This is a genomic window from uncultured Roseibium sp., assembly GCF_963675095.2.
Classification (GTDB): Bacteria; Pseudomonadota; Alphaproteobacteria; order Rhizobiales; family Stappiaceae; genus Roseibium.
On record NZ_CAXXSJ010000032.1, the window covers coordinates 53,203 to 67,401 of the forward strand.

17 protein-coding genes and 3 pseudogenes are annotated in these 14,199 nt (G+C 61.5%); 12 read left to right on the plus strand and 8 right to left on the minus strand.

The features are described 5' to 3' along the window. Nucleotides 1-8: 8 nt before the first annotated feature. Both ABIN98_RS12690 and ABIN98_RS12695 read right to left on the minus strand, forming a co-directional pair. Nucleotides 9-836 (minus strand): methyltransferase, encoded by an 828-nt coding sequence (locus tag ABIN98_RS12690; protein WP_346910453.1) that lies wholly within the window; start codon nt 834-836, stop codon nt 9-11. Nucleotides 837-918: 82 nt separating this feature from the next. Further along, nucleotides 919-1,665 (minus strand): SOS response-associated peptidase, encoded by a 747-nt coding sequence (locus ABIN98_RS12695; protein WP_346910454.1) that lies wholly within the window; start codon nt 1,663-1,665, stop codon nt 919-921. Nucleotides 1,666-1,788: 123 nt separating this feature from the next. Between ABIN98_RS12695 and ABIN98_RS12700 the strand changes: the two genes are divergently transcribed. From ABIN98_RS12700 to ABIN98_RS12715, 4 genes are all read left to right on the plus strand, one after another. Then, nucleotides 1,789-2,301, plus strand: coding sequence for a hypothetical protein (locus ABIN98_RS12700; protein ID WP_346910456.1), 513 nt, complete (start codon nt 1,789-1,791; stop codon nt 2,299-2,301). Between the two features lie 51 nt (nt 2,302-2,352). After that, nucleotides 2,353-2,784, plus strand: a complete 432-nt coding sequence (locus ABIN98_RS12705) for an NUDIX hydrolase (RefSeq protein ID WP_346910458.1) — start codon at nt 2,353-2,355, stop codon at nt 2,782-2,784. A 48-nt stretch (nt 2,785-2,832) separates the two neighbouring features. Then, entirely contained in the window at nt 2,833-3,231 is a 399-nt protein-coding gene (locus ABIN98_RS12710) for a TIGR02301 family protein (RefSeq protein WP_346910460.1), read from the plus strand. A gap of 189 nt (nt 3,232-3,420) precedes the next feature. Then, nucleotides 3,421-3,693 (plus strand): hypothetical protein, encoded by a 273-nt coding sequence (locus ABIN98_RS12715; protein WP_346910461.1) that lies wholly within the window; start codon nt 3,421-3,423, stop codon nt 3,691-3,693. A 66-nt stretch (nt 3,694-3,759) separates the two neighbouring features. Here ABIN98_RS12715 and ABIN98_RS12720 read toward each other — a convergent pair whose 3' ends face one another. Further along, complete coding sequence (locus tag ABIN98_RS12720; RefSeq protein ID WP_346910463.1) at nt 3,760-4,398, minus strand: LysE family transporter; 639 nt, start codon at nt 4,396-4,398, stop codon at nt 3,760-3,762. 158 nt (nt 4,399-4,556) lie between these two features. Here ABIN98_RS12720 and ABIN98_RS12725 point away from each other — a divergent pair, with 158 nt between their 5' ends. Next, nucleotides 4,557-5,258, plus strand: coding sequence for a hypothetical protein (locus ABIN98_RS12725; RefSeq protein ID WP_346910465.1), 702 nt, complete (start codon nt 4,557-4,559; stop codon nt 5,256-5,258). Here ABIN98_RS12725 and ABIN98_RS12730 read toward each other — a convergent pair. From ABIN98_RS12730 to ABIN98_RS12745, 4 genes are all read right to left on the minus strand, one after another. Beyond that, nucleotides 5,237-5,935: a class I SAM-dependent methyltransferase gene (locus ABIN98_RS12730; RefSeq protein WP_346910467.1), complete on the minus strand. Its 699-nt coding sequence runs from the start codon at nt 5,933-5,935 to the stop codon at nt 5,237-5,239. The genes ABIN98_RS12725 and ABIN98_RS12730 overlap by 22 nt on opposite strands. Next, nucleotides 5,919-7,193, minus strand: a complete 1,275-nt coding sequence (locus tag ABIN98_RS12735) for a DUF3419 family protein (protein WP_346910468.1) — start codon at nt 7,191-7,193, stop codon at nt 5,919-5,921. The genes ABIN98_RS12730 and ABIN98_RS12735 overlap by 17 nt, the downstream gene beginning before the upstream one ends. A gap of 154 nt (nt 7,194-7,347) precedes the next feature. Next, nucleotides 7,348-8,580 carry a L,D-transpeptidase gene (locus tag ABIN98_RS12740; protein WP_346910470.1) on the minus strand — a complete coding sequence of 411 codons (1,233 nt, stop codon included), beginning with the start codon at nt 8,578-8,580 and terminating at the stop codon, nt 7,348-7,350. A gap of 230 nt (nt 8,581-8,810) precedes the next feature. Next, nucleotides 8,811-9,647, minus strand: coding sequence for a helix-turn-helix transcriptional regulator (locus tag ABIN98_RS12745; RefSeq protein ID WP_346910472.1), 837 nt, complete (start codon nt 9,645-9,647; stop codon nt 8,811-8,813). 138 nt (nt 9,648-9,785) lie between these two features. Between ABIN98_RS12745 and ABIN98_RS12750 the strand changes: the two genes are divergently transcribed. Then, on the plus strand, nt 9,786-10,073 hold the full coding sequence (locus tag ABIN98_RS12750; protein ID WP_346910474.1) for a DUF2061 domain-containing protein: 288 nt from the start codon (nt 9,786-9,788) through the stop codon (nt 10,071-10,073). On the opposite strand, the gene ABIN98_RS12755 is transcribed toward ABIN98_RS12750, so the two are convergent. Next, nucleotides 10,026-11,360, minus strand: a complete 1,335-nt coding sequence (locus ABIN98_RS12755) for a dihydroorotase (protein WP_346910476.1) — start codon at nt 11,358-11,360, stop codon at nt 10,026-10,028. The genes ABIN98_RS12750 and ABIN98_RS12755 overlap by 48 nt on opposite strands. A 172-nt stretch (nt 11,361-11,532) precedes the next feature. Here ABIN98_RS12755 and ABIN98_RS12760 point away from each other — a divergent pair, with 172 nt between their 5' ends. The 6 genes and pseudogenes from ABIN98_RS12760 to ABIN98_RS12785 all read left to right on the plus strand — a co-directional run. Beyond that, nucleotides 11,533-11,943: a hypothetical protein gene (locus tag ABIN98_RS12760; protein ID WP_346910478.1), complete on the plus strand. Its 411-nt coding sequence runs from the start codon at nt 11,533-11,535 to the stop codon at nt 11,941-11,943. Then, nucleotides 11,843-12,277 (plus strand): hypothetical protein, encoded by a 435-nt coding sequence (locus tag ABIN98_RS12765; RefSeq protein WP_346910480.1) that lies wholly within the window; start codon nt 11,843-11,845, stop codon nt 12,275-12,277. The genes ABIN98_RS12760 and ABIN98_RS12765 overlap by 101 nt, the downstream gene beginning before the upstream one ends. A 28-nt stretch (nt 12,278-12,305) precedes the next feature. Next, nucleotides 12,306-12,452: a hypothetical protein gene (locus ABIN98_RS12770; protein WP_346910482.1), complete on the plus strand. Its 147-nt coding sequence runs from the start codon at nt 12,306-12,308 to the stop codon at nt 12,450-12,452. A gap of 24 nt (nt 12,453-12,476) precedes the next feature. Further along, nucleotides 12,477-13,146: pseudogene (locus ABIN98_RS12775) on the plus strand (YfbR-like 5'-deoxynucleotidase). Nucleotides 13,147-13,206: 60 nt separating this feature from the next. Beyond that, nucleotides 13,207-13,714 (plus strand): annotated as a pseudogene (locus ABIN98_RS12780) (tyrosine phosphatase family protein). Between the two features lie 33 nt (nt 13,715-13,747). After that, a pseudogene (locus ABIN98_RS12785) lies at nt 13,748-14,199 on the plus strand (NAD regulator); the annotation flags it as partial.

Sequence of the window (14,199 nt, forward strand, 5' to 3'; positions counted from 1 at the left end):
TTTCGTCGTCAGGATTTTCGGGCAACTACCAGATGACCCGGCACCGGTTCGCCGTCTTCCAGCCGCACGGTGATCGGGTCGAAGGACAGGATTTCGAAGCCTGCCTCTGCCAGACGGTCCCGCAAATAGGCTTCCCCTTGCGCGAAACGCTGCTTCGGCCCGACCATATAAGGCCGGCCCTGCAGCACATCATCAGGCAAGGTTTCCGTCGAAAAAGCAAGATAACCGCCAGGCACCAGCCGGTCGGTCGCCGCCTTCAGGATCGGTTCGACGACACCCAGATAGGGGAAGACATCCGTTGCCGCGATCAGGTCCCAGGACGGGCGGCTGCCGTCGTCTTCCTCGAACTCCTCCAGGAAGGACACGGCTTCGCCGACATAAAGGTCATTATAGACTTCCCGGTCGAAGGCGAGTTCGACGATGCGCTCGGACAGATCGACCCCGGTCAGGTGTTCCGCGCAATCGCTGAAGGCAACACCGGTCAGGCCGGTGCCACAGCCCAGGTCGAGCAGACGCTGAAAGGGACCAATGCCGAGCTGGCGCACCTTTTCGCGCAATATCAGCGGCACGCAGTAACCGAGCTGGTCGACCAGGATGTCGTCGAACACATCCGCGTTCTGATCGAACAACGTTTCCACATAGGCGTCCGGCATCTTTTCCGGCGTGTCGCCCCGGCCCATGGCCGCCAGACGGATCGAGACCCCACCTGTGTCGGAGGGATCCAGTTCAAGCGCTTCGCGATAGGCCTTTGCCGCGCCTTCCAGATCGCCGGACTTCTCCAGATCCAGCCCCCGGTTGTAGACTTCGGCCAGGGCGTCTTCGTCGACCTCGCTCATGCGTCCGTTTTCCCTTGATGATCGGACTGCCCAGATAGTCGAGGCGCGATCGTTTGAACAGAGCTATTTCCAGGCCGCGCCGCTAAAACAGGTCCATCTGCCCGTCGCCGGGCTTTGATGCGGCGGCTACCCGTTTTGGCTTTTCTGGCGTTGTGGCTTCCTCGGGCTCGACCTCGCTTTGCAGGTCCGGGTCGTCGTTGGAGACCTTGTTCACCCTCGGAGAAACCGGAACCGCGGTCAGGTAATCCTCCGGCGCCGGTGCCAGCATTTTCGTTGCATCCCGGGCCATGACATTGCCGGTGTCGAGCCAGTCGTCAAAGGCTTCGGGCATCAGGATCGCGGGCATGCGGTTGTGGATCTGTCCGATCGTCCGGTTGGCGGGAGTGGTCAGCACCGCGCCGGTGTCGATGTCGCCGCCGTCCGGGTCGGACCAGGTCTCCCATAAACCGGCAAAAGCCATGAGGCCGCCGTGCGCCGGGCTGATCCAGTAGGGTTGCTTGCCTTCCGGCGTCCGCCGCCATTCGTAAAACCCGGAGGCCGGGATCAGGCACCGGTGATGGCGCATGGCGGCCCGGAACGACGGCTTTTCGGCCGCAGTCTCGGCGCGGGCATTGATCAGGAGCGAGAAGCTTGCCGGATCCTTTACCCAGGACGGCACCAGACCCCAGCGCACAAGCGCGAAGTGCCGCTCGCCATGCTCCCGGCGCACGGTCGCGATCGGTTGGGTCGGTGCGATGTTATAGCGCGGCGGAAAGTTCGGCAGATCGATATAGGCGAAAAGCGCTCGAACATCTTCCGGTGTGGCTGTCAGGCTGAAGCGGCCGCACATTTTGTGATCCTGTCTCCTTGTCCGCCACCCCCTGCCCTCGTTTGGAAGTCTTCCCTTGAGTTAGGCAATTGGCAACAAAGACATACTAACTTGTTTTGCGAGTTTAGCCGTTGGGGGAAAAGTATGGAATCCGAAGATCCAGTTCTAGGCGCCGGTATCCTGGCAGCCGACAGGCTGGAACGGGCGAATATCAATCCCACGACCGGGCTGGCGACCGACTATCTGAACCATTTCAACGAAGTCGTCATGCTGCTCGAGATGCTTCCCGCCATGCCGGATTGCGCCGAGGACGTGCTCGAATGGGAACCGCTCGACTACGAATCCCATTTCGAAAACTCGAACTTTTCCGACAAGCAGCTGGCCATCACCGCCTATCATGCGGCCCCCGTCAATCTTCGGACCCACCTGGAAGCGCGTGTTGCGCAGATAGATGCCGCTGTCCTGGCCGCCCAGGACAAATTGCGCAGTGTTCCGGATCCAGGCATGGTGGCGGCGGAAATCGCGGAAGCGGCCACCAATGTGATCAAGCCGCTGATCTCCGTTGCCAGCGGCGTTATCCATGGACACGTGGAACCGCTGGAGGCCGCCCCGGAAGGCGAAGCCGCCCAGGCGGAAATCGATGCCATGTTCGCCTGACCCTTTGCTGGGAAATGGAACAGCGCGTGCGGCTGTGACACAAAGGACAGCATGAGTGTTTCGCGCAGCTATCCCCCGGTTCCGCTTCTGGGCGTCAGCGTCCTTTGCCACAACAATGACGACGTCCTTCTGATCAAGCGCTCCAAACCGCCCTACCAGGACCACTGGAGCCTTCCCGGCGGCCTCGTCGAACTGGGTGAACCTCTGAAAGCCGCGGCCGAACGGGAACTTCTCGAGGAAACCGGGATCCGTGCGGCTCTCGGCGCACCGGTCGACACGTTCGACAGTATCCACAAGGATGCGGACGGACGGGTCTCTTCGCATTTCGTTCTGGTCGTCTTCTCAGGACCTTATGTATCGGGCACCGTGGCTGCGGGCGATGATGCCGCCGACGCCGGCTGGATATCGCTTTCCGGCCTCGATGACCTCGAAACGACGCCGGGTACGCCACTGCGCATCCGCCGGATCCTGGGGTTGGAATAGTTTTGTTTGGCCTTGCGCAGGCGTGCGGGCCATGTACATCATCCGGCCATGTCGCTTCTGCTTCGCATATTCACGATTGCCGCCCTCTGGGCAGGGCTTGCGCTTGCCGCGTCCGCCGTGCAGGCCCAGACGGCGCAAGGTTCCGAGCCGCCTTACGAGCAGGACCTCTTGCGGCTTTCGGAAGTCATGGGCGCCCTGCACTTCCTCCGTCCCTTGTGCGGACATGACGACGCCCCCTCCTGGCGCGACCGGATGGCCACGCTCCTGGACACGGAAGTTGTGGAAGAAAACCGCCGGCGACGCTTCATCGCGCAGTTCAACCGAGGATATCGTGGTTTCTCAACCGTTTACCGAGATTGCACAATCTCAGCGCGTCTCGCTTTGAGACAGTATATATCCGAGGGCGAAGCGATCATCGGCGACGTTACCAGCCGCTACGGACGATAATAGGAAGCAACCGCCCTAACTCTTACCGATTGGTTAACCTTTTTCGTCAATTTTGTGAATGCTTGTTAAGTTTGCGTTCACGGTTGGTTATCCTCGCGGTTCGCCGTGCTAGGATTTTTATCAAGAGATTCGAAGGGCTTCATCCGCCGCTGATTTGGCCAAGGATGGGTAAGAACCGGTAAGGGAACAATGATTAACGACGAATACAGCGATGCGGCGATGGAAGCGGAGTTTGCCGAAGACGAGGACATCCGGCGGGCCGCTTTGGGCTTTATTTCCGATGCCTGGGCCGAAGCCATCGCCTGCGGCGTAGATGCGGATGCGGTCGCTCATGCGGCCATGTTCACCGCTCTGGCTGATCTGGTGGCAACCTACGGTGAAGATGCGGTCGCCAAGCTGGCGGAAGGGCTTCCGGAGCGGATCCAGCGCGGCGATTACACGGTCAACCGTATCCTGCAGTAATCGGCTTCGACGAGACATTAAAAAGGCCGGCGCATCGTGCCGGCTTTTTATTTTTTACTTTTTCATTCAACCAAACAGGTCGAAAGCCAGGTCGGCAGCTATGACCAGGCCGAAGGCGATGAGAATATACCCGGCAATATGATTGGCCCGGTCGAGCCAGTGATCGTCTATTTTTGCCGAAAACCGGGTCACGACCGCCGAAAGCACCGCCCACCACGACGCGGCCCCCAACGCGACGCCCAGAACCATCGCCAATGCGCCGCTGTGATCGCCAGGCTGCGGACGCCACTGTCCCAGACCGCCTATGATTGCGATATAGGCCAGCACCACGCCCGGGTTCGTCAAAACCATGAAAAACGCGGCGGTTGCTTCTTTCCAGAGCCCTTTGATCCCACCGCCATTCTCTCGTTCCAGGTGTGGATGGGTGTTCATGATTTTCAGACCGAAAACGATGAGCAGGATCGCCCCCGCGGCCTTGATCAGATCGAACTGGCCTTCGACGAACCGGGTGACCGCGGAAACGCCGAATATGGCGGCCGCGGCATAGATGGCGTCACCGACCACCGCTCCGAGCCCCACGTAAAGACCCTGGCGGAACCCCTGCTGGGCCGCATGCTGGATCGCCATGATATTGACCGGTCCGACCGGTGCGGTCGTGATGATGCCAATCGCAAATCCGATCAAGGCGAATTCCAGAAAGCTCAAACCCCGGGCCCCTCATTTGCAAGCTTGTCGTGCCTGTCGATACCGCTGCACAAGCCCGATGACAAGAATGGATGTGCACTGCGGGAATATCTATGGTCAGCGGACTTGGTTTGTGTGTATTGAAAAGGCGTCGTTCGCGCCCCAAGGGAGACAGAACCGTGATTGTCCGCCTGAAAATTTTGCTGGTCGCCGCAAGTGTCGCCATTGTCGGCGGTATGCCCTGCGGGGCCGGGGCGAAAACCGTCAAGACGGATACGATTACAGTCACTCCAGGGCAGGTCCCGGGCGGTCCCGCCATTCCGGACGGCGACGTTCCTTCCGTCCTGCAGTCCGCTCCCGAGGACGCAGAACCGGCGACCGAAGCCGGCGCTGCGGCAACCAAGGAACAGGCAACGTTGCCCGAGGTTCTTTATGATCTCGGCCAATTGCCGCCGCCGGTGGCCCGCATGCATGCCCAAATGCTGGAAGCAGCCCTCGGGGCCGACTTCAACCGTCTGCGCATGGTCCTGGAAAGCAACGAGATGCCGCCGACGCTGTCTCTGACGCAGATCGGCGACCCGATCGAGTTTCTGAAAGAGAGTTCCGGCGACTCCGAAGGACTGGAGATCCTGGGGATTCTGGCGGATACGCTGTCGGCCGGCTTTGTTCATGTCGACGCAGGCACGCCTCAGGAGATGTATATCTGGCCTTATTTCGCCCGCTATCCGCTGAACCGGCTGTCGCCAGAGCAGAAAGTCGAAATGTACCGGCTGATCACCTCCGCCGACTTCGCGGAAATGGAAGACTACGGCGTCTGGCTGTTCTACCGGGTCGGCATCGGCAAGGACGGGACCCTGCACTACTTCGTCGCAGGCGAGTAATCGGCGGCGCAGCTGATTTCCGCGTAATAAGCGTATCCGCGGTAGAGGTCCGTCGCGTCCAGACTTGCTCCATTTGCAGCAGACAGCTGTTCGAGTTCCCGCTTCAGATCGGCACGCGGACTGACGTGGAACTTCGAAAGCCACAGGAACAGCAGCGTCTTGAACGCCCCCGGCAGGCGCTCCTGCTGACCGAAATCCACCACGGACAGACGTCCGTCCGGCGCAAGTCGGGCCATGCCGGCCTTGAGCGCCTCGCGCCAGACCGGGATCATCGACACGGTATAGGAATAGATCACCCGGTCGTAGACATCGAGGCCGAAGGCATCCGCCGCCGAAGGATCGGCAGCATCGCCTTGGCGGAACTGGATCCGGTCGCTCAATCCCGCGCGCTCGACATTGTGCCTTGCGGTCTCAAGCATGTGTTCGGAAATATCGACCCCGAAAAAGCGGGCATCCGGATAGCGTTTTGCCGCGGCGATCAGATTGCGGCCGGTGCCGCAGCCCAGTTCCAGCACGGTGGCTCCAGGGGACAGATCAAGCCGCTCGATCAGCCGGTCGCGCCCGAGAAGATAATATTTCCGGGTCAGATCGTAGAAATGGCGCTGGTTGCGGTAGACCGCATCCATCAGGCGCGCCGTGTCCGCGGCTGCCGCCGGCGACTTATCCGTTATAGACATACAGGTGGAACCCGCCGTAGATCGACGAACGATCCTGCCGTCCAAGGCGCAGGCTCTCTTCTTCCTCGTAGGTCCAGCGGTCGAGCGTTTCGTCCACGACCCGACCGGGCAGCAGTGTCGGCTCGGCCGCGGTGCGGAAAATCACCCGTGCGCCCGGACGCGCGGTCCGCGTGATCTCGGTCCACAAAGCGTTGAGCTGGGCATCGGTCATCCAGTCCTGGGCATCGAGCAGGACATAGGCATCGAGGCTGTCGTCGGCTTCACCCTGCAGGTGCTCGGTGAAATTGCGGTTCAGCACCCGAACCCGGTCGGCCCGCTGGCGGATATCGTCGAAATGCTCCCGCTTCAGGTAGGGCGGTAAAGGTCCGGCCTCTCCGGTCGACTCGCCGGCTTGAGGGGCGTAGCCGCGGCTGAAGGCCTGCCAGGCGAAATAGTTATCCTGAATGGAGAAGTCGCAGGCGAGCTTCTTCAGACGTCCCTTCAAAACCTCCGACATGTTGCCTTCCGCGCTTGCCGAGACCAGCGCATCATACTGCGCCGGCGGAATGCCGAGGCCGTAAAGCGACATTTTCTTCGAGGTCGCCCAGCGCACCAGCCGCTTGTCGAACAGCGGGGCAAGGGCCGTCTCGAAAAAGCTGCGCTGTTCATCGATCGAGCGCGCCTTGAGGAAATGCTTGGGGTCGATGCCGTAGCGCTTGGCGATGAAATGGCCGATGCCGATGAAATAGCCGAGCATCCCGTGATGATAAAGGTCGCGGGAGAACAGCGTGATCCGCTTTCGGCCCCAGCCGACCAGATCCCGGCCTTCCCAGTAAGCTCGGGAGTCCTCGTCCAGCTCGTCGCGCAGGAAGCGTTCATAGGCGGCGATATTCGCCTTTTCATCCGCTTCGCCGAAGAACCGGTAGAAGCTGTCGTAGTTGGGCAGGCGTTTGGCGGCCAGAAGCTTCAGCCGTCCGAGCGCGACATGGGCGCGGTTGAGATCGACCGCGGTGATTTCGGCCGGGTCCGCCGTGAGGTAGGACATGACATTGCAGCCGCCGGAAGCGATCGTCACCATGCGCGATTGAGGCGTCAGTTTCAGCGCCTCCATATCGACATCCGGATCTTCCCAGATCTGCGGATAGACGAGGCCCTTGAACGCAAAGGTGAACATCCGTTCCAGGATACCGTCGCGGGACGCCGCTTCGGACCGGTGAACGGCGTTCTTCAACCGGGCCTTGGAGGCGCTGAGGGTGTCTGTCCGTGGGCTTGGCGTCATCGTTCTCTCCGATTCGGCGCTCGTTTAAAAAAGTCACGATGCGATACGGGAGAGAGACGACAGTTTGGTGACGCTGCGGCTATTCCGATGCTTATCCGACAAAAAAGGCCGCCTGAAACAGGCGGCCTTTGTAGCTCAATGGGATGATGTCCGGTTACCTGGTGACGACAACGAAGTCCGTGCCGAGACCCGTGTTGCGGGCAAAGGAGCGGTCCGTCACGATCAGCGAGGTTCCCGGGGTCAGCATCTTGGACAGGTCGCGGCGAACCTTGTCGGACAGCACTACGCGGTCGAGGATCTCGGTCGGGGTGCCGAACTGCTCGCCTTCGGCGGGCACGGCCATCCAGTCGACGTGGGCGTCGCCCTGTTCGAAACCAAGTGCGGTATAGACAAAGGTGCCGATCTTCTTGTCCGCATCTTTCAGCGTGACCGGGGCTTCGTAGATGTCGCGGAAGCTGCGGCGGATGCGAAGGGTTGCGTTCTGTCCCTCTTCATAGCCGGCGTCCTGATAGATCCGGTTGACGAGAGCCGTGGTGACATTTCCGGTGACCGGCAGTTCCGCACCTTCCTGGAAAAGGCTGATGGCGGCGCGGGTCTTGCGACCGAGCACACCGTCGACCGGACCGGCGTCATAGCCCATCTTGTTCAGCAGGCTCTGCAGGGTCTTCATCTGGTTCGGCTCCTGGCGCGGCGTGATGATCATGCGCAGGGGCTTGTCGAAATCGGGGTTTTCCGGAGTGAGCGCCAGTTCGCTGTCCGCATCGGTTGCGGCAACGGTTCCGCGCAGAGCCGGATCGGCTGCGATGGTTCCCGAGGACAAGCTCGCGACCGAGGTGCCGGCCTGAAGAGGCTGCGGCAGAACCGCGTGGCGGATCGGTTCCGGCTGAGCCGGTTCCTGGGTGACCACCACGTGGAGGCCACGCTCGGTGATACCAAACAGGTCCTTGGCGAAGTCCCGCGGCAAGCGGATGCAGCCGTGCGAGGCCGGATACCCCGGAAGGCGCCCCTGATGCATGGCAACGCCGGACCAGGTCAGCCGCTGCATAAACGGCATCGGCGCATTGTTATAGAGGTTGGAAAAGTGCTTACGGCGCTTTTCCAGGATCGAAAACACGCCGGACGGCGTGCTGCGCCCGGGGCTGCCGGAGGAGATCGGCGCCGTGCGGATCAGCTCCGTTCCGCGGTAGACATTGATCTTCTGCTCTTTCAGCGAAACCAGCATCTGAAGCGGCGCTTCCGGACCAACGGCTTCGGCCTGCTTGGCATCCTCGGCGTCGCGCGCCAATGCCGCGCCAGAAATCGAAACGGCCATCAGCGCTGCGGTGGCCAGACCTGCAACACGCGCGGTCGCGCGATGTGCAGCAAATGAATTTACAAAACCAATCATCCCTTTGAGCCCTCTTACGCAAAACTCTTAAAAGCCCGAACGAACTTTTAAAGGCGACCTGTGTATTTTACGTTATGAGATAAGGTTATTAATTCGTATGCAAACCTCATCCGTCCCCCACGCTCCCATACTGCCGCACGGGAAACTGTAATACACATCACAGGTGTTTGTTTTGGCTCGGAAATGGCGATCCAGTCGTCAAGCGTGCCCGCAAAGCAACACTTTCAGGGTCAGATCATTGCTTCCACGATGTCCGCGACCGATCTGGCGTCGGTGTCAGAGTCCCGGACCAACTGGTCGAAATGATCGGTCAGTGCCCGGATCTGACGGGTTTCCCGAAAGATCAGATAGTGCTTGCCGATATAGACGACGGCCAGCAGCGGCCCGAAAATCGTGAGCGGTGCGGAGAACACCACCTTGGTGTCGTAAAGATAAAGCCGCAGTGACGGGTAATTATCGCGGCAATAGCGGGCGATATGCTCGATCTGCTCCTTGCGCGCCGGTTCAGGAAGCCCGCGCCAGTAGCCTTCGCCGCGCGCCAGGGACTCCATCAATTCCCGGGAACAGCAGATTTCGTAGTCCGATCCCGGACTGCGCAGCCATTCGGACTTTTCCCGCATGGAAGAGATTGCCTGTTCGGGTGTCTTGTCCCTAAAGGCTGCATATTCGAATTCGAAAACCGCGTTGGTCTTCAGGATATCGGGCAGGGTTGCCGGTACATGGCGGATCTTGTAGCCGGCCGCCTCCCGGTGCCATTCGTCGATCCGCGTGTCAGCGAAGGTGCGTTCGGCGTCGGTGATGCGGAAGGAGGATTCCAAGAGATCCGCCGTCGTTTCGCTGCGCTCGGTGAGACCAAGCAGCCAGTCGGCACTTACGGAAAGCGCTGAGGCGCATTCGGCCGCCAGGTGTGCGTTCGGCAGACGCCCCTCCGCCTCGCTCAGCAACTGGGCGATGGTCGAGCGGTCCACACCACAGGCGCGCGCCAGGGCGCTGCGGCTCATGTCCCGCCTCGTCATGCCTTCTTCAAGCCTCTGCCGGAAGGTCTGCGCTCGTTGTCTCTTGTCCATGATGATAGTATTCCCCACTAGGAGACTATTCTCAACAGAAGAGACTTTTTGTTGCGAATGTTCAGAATTCCCGTGACCGGTCTCGAGCGGTTACTCCTCTTCTCGACGATGCAGATCAGCCGGAGGATTGGACACGCGATGGAGACGATGGGGCGCACGGTCGTGAAGGCTGCCACATGGCAGGGCCTCGGCATTCTGACCATGACAGCGCTGAGCTATCCGCAAACCGGATCGCTCACCGGCGCGCTGTCAATCGCGGTCAGCGCCTCTGCGTCCGGCTTCGTGTTCTATCTGGTGCACGAGAAGATCTGGAATGCGGTCCGGTGGGGCCGGCAGCCGGCCCTCGCCTCCCGTCCCGAAACCTCGACTGTCGCCGCCTCAGCCGCGCGGCAGCCCGTCCTGGAAGAGGACTGCTTCACCGGTTGACGGCGCCGTCAATTCGCCATCCCACATGACCTTGTTGCCGCGCACGAAGGTTCCGACCGGCCAGCCGGTGACCTCCTTGCCGTCATAAGGTGTCCAGCCACACTTGGAAGCGATCCACTCGTTGCGGATGGTTTCGCGCTTCTTCATGTCGACGATGGTGAAGTCGGCATCGTAGCCGACCGCGATCCTGCCCTTGAGTGCCGTCTGGAACAGGCGCGCCGGGCCGGCGCTGGTCATGTCCACGAACCGCGCAAGGCTCAGGCGCCCGGCATTCACATGGTCGAGCATGATCGGTACCAGTGTCTGCACTCCGGTCATGCCGGACGGGGACGCGGGATAAGGCTTCTGCTTTTCTTCCAGAAGATGCGGCGCGTGGTCGGAGCCGAAAATGTCGAGGATGCCCTGCTCCAGACCCCACCACAGGCGCTCGCCATGGCGCGCGGCGCGCACCGGCGGGTTCATCTGAACCAGCGTGCCGAGGGTCTTGTAGGCTTCGTCGGTCAGGGTGAGATGATGCGGGGTCACCTCGATCGAGGCAATATCCTTGTGGTCGATCAGGAAGTCGACCTCTTCCGCCGTGGACAGGTGCAAGATGTGGATCTTGGCACCGACCTCGCGGGCAATCCGGACCAAGCGCTGGGTGCACTGGAGGGCCGCGACCTCGTCGCGCCAGACCGGATGGGACGTCGGATCGTTTTCCACCCGAAGATCCTTGCGCTCGCGCAGGCGGTATTCGTCCTCGGAATGGAACGCGGTCCGGCGGCGGGTCTTGGCAAGGACTGCGCGCACGCCCGCATCGTCCTCCACGAGGAGGTCGCCGGTCGAGGAACCCATGAACATCTTGATGCCGGCCGCGCCGGGCAGGCGCTCCAGATCCGGAATGTCTTCGACGTTTTCCCGCGTACCGCCGACCCAGAAGGCAAAGTCGCAATGCATGCGGTGATGGCCGCGCTTCACCTTGTCGGCAAGCGCCGCCTCCGACGTGGTCAGCGGATTGGTGTTCGGCATTTCGAAGACCGCCGTCACCCCGCCCATGACGGCGGCGCGCGATCCCGATTCCAGATCTTCCTTGTGATCGAGCCCCGGCTCGCGGAAATGCACCTGGCTGTCGATCACGCCGGGCAGGATATGAAGACCGGTGCAATCGATAGTCTCGCCCGCCTGCGCCTTGTCGAAACTCCCGAGACCGGCGATCCGGTCGCCGCGGATGGCAACATCGCGAATGCCCTCGCCGTCCTGATTGACCACGGTTCCGCCCTTGAGGATCAGGTCATAGGTCTCGGTCAATTTCGGTCTCCTAACTCAGGCAATATCCATCATCGCTGATTATGACCGGGCTTATACGCGCTTGAACGGCCAAGGACCAGTGTTGCAAGTGCCGCTTTTCCGGTCTTGCCCAGTTTCGTTCCGGTGACTATCTCCCATTAGAGATGGATCTTTTCACACAGGACATTGCCCGATGACGAAACCGCAGTTTGCCGAACTGCCGAGCCGCGGCGTGATCCGTGTCTCCGGCCCCGATGCCCAGCATTTCCTGCAGAACCTGATCACCGCCGATGTCGGAGACATCGACAAGCGCGGCGCCGGGTTCGGGGCGCTGCTGACACCGCAGGGCAAGATCCTGTTCGACTTCCTGATCCTGAAGGACGGTGACAGCTATCTGCTGGACACGCCGGACGAGACGTTGGCCGACCTGGCCAAGCGGCTGACCTTCTACAAGCTGCGCTCCAAGGTCGATGTCGAGGACGCAAGCGCGGACCTTGGCGTCTTTGCCTGCTGGAACGGCGCGCCTCCGAAAGATCTGCCCGGCGTTCAAGCCGAGGACCCCCGGCGTTCCCGCTCTCGGTTGGCGCCTCATCGGCGAAGCTAAAGTAATCAAACCGGCCCTGGAAGCCGGCGGATTTGCTGAGGCAACCGACGCCGATTATGCCGCCCACCGGATCGCGCTCGGCGTTCCCGAAGGCCTTGCCGACTACGCCTACTCGGACGTGTTTCCACACGATGCCGACATGGACCAGCTTGGCGGCGTGTCCTTCTCCAAGGGCTGCTACGTCGGACAGGAGGTGGGTTTCCCGTGTCCACCACCGCGGCACGGCGCGCAAGCGGATCATCCGGATTTCGAGCGACGCCCCTCTGCCCGCTGTCGGAACCGGGATCACGGTGGACGGCAAGACGGTTGGCACGCTCGGTTCCAGCGCCCCTGATTTAAGCGCTTCGGGCACCGGCGGCACGGTGGGGCTCGCCCTCGTCCGTCTTGACAAGGCGGCCGCCGCGCTTAAGAACGGCACCCCGTTCCAATGCGGTTCGAACCAGGTCACCTTGAGCCTGCCCGACTGGGCCGGCTTCGGATGGCCGGAGGAGACTGCCGGGGACGACTGACACCGTTTCCAGGAAGTGCGATCTATGGCTGCCGACCGATCGGATAATCCGCCCAGAGCCTGGCAAAGGATGTTGTCAGGACGCCGGCTCGATCTCCTGGATCCGTCGCCGCTCGACGTGGAAAATTTCCGATATCGCCCATGGGCTGGCCCGTGTTGCCCGCTGGAACGGACAGACGCGGGGCGAGCATGCCTTTTCGGTCGCCGAACATTCGCTGATCGTGGAAGACATCGCCCTGAAGCTGAAGCCGGACCTCACGCCCGACTGGCCCAGGCGGTTCTGCTGCATGATGCGCCGGAATATGTCATCGGCGACATGATCTCGCCCTTCAAGGCGGTCATGGGCGGCGCCTACAAGGCCGTTGAGAGCCGGTTGCAGGCCGCGATCCACCTTGCGCTTCGGCCTGCCGGCGGAACTTCCCCAGACCATCAAGAAGCTCGCCAAGCGAGCGGACATCATCTGCGCCTATTACGAGGCCATCGAGCTGGCCGGTTTCGATGAAAAAGAGGCTGCCAGGATTTTCGGCGCCGCCCGCGCGCTTTACACCGGACGGCGGCAAGGTGTCCGGGTTGGGGCTTACCCCCCTGCCCGTTGCAGGGCCGAGATCCTGTTTCGCGAACGGTTCGAGGAAATCGAGGCGCTCCGCGTGGCGGAAACTAAAAATGGGCACAACAGGAAAAAGAAGTCTGCCTGACGGGTGACCTTCCCTCCGAGACGGGTACGATTCGTCAAAAGAACAAATCAATGGATCGCCATGCTCCATGTGTGCTCGCTTTCTGCGCCTTCTGAAACCGTCGAAAAGACAGGCGCGACCCATCTTGTGACCCTGATCAACGCGGACACGCCGGTTCCGCCCCCTCCGGGGATCAATCCGGACCGGCACCTGTTTCCTGGGCTTCAACGATATCATCGATGCGGTCGAAGGCCTGACGCCGCCGGCCGAGGTTCATGTCGTCCGCCTGCTGGAGTTCGTGCGGGCCTGGGACCGCGAAGGACCTCTTGTGATCCATTGCTGGGCCGGCATCAGCCGGTCGACGGCAGGCGCCTATATCACGGCCTGCGCCCTCAACCCGGAAGCGGACGAATACGCCCTTGCCGGCCGCCTGCGCGAGCGCGCACCGTCGGCAACGCCGAACAGCCGTCTGGTTGCCATGGCGGACAAGATCCTGAACCGGGACGGGCGAATGATCGATGCGATCCGGGAGATCGGACGCGGAGCCTCCGCCTTCGAAGGCACGCCTTTCCTGATGCCCATGGACTGAACGACACCGCTTCAAGGACGCCGGAGAGAGCGAATGCCAGATCAGAAAGCAGCGATCGAAATCGGACTGAACGCCGTCATCGTTGCCGTTTCCCTCGGCATGCCCCAGATCGTCGAAGTCAACGACCCGGAGGGACAGGAACCGGACAGCCTGCCGTTCGGACCGTTCGACCCGCTGCATCACCGAACCTTCGAAATCGGCCTGAGGACCTGGGTGGAGGCACAGACCGCCCTGCGCTTAGGCTATATCGAACAGCTCTCTATACCTTCGCGACCGGGCCGCCACCGGCATAGGGGCGATGCCGGCCCTCATATGGTTTCCGTCGGCTACCTGGCGCTCACCCGGCAAACTCCGGATTCGGAAAAGATGCTGGCGCGGCACCATTCCGCGTGGCGCTCCTGGTATGATTATTTCCCCTGGGAAGACTGGCGCGACGGCAGGCCGGCCCTCCTCGACGCAGACCTTCTTCCAGCCCTTCAGGACTG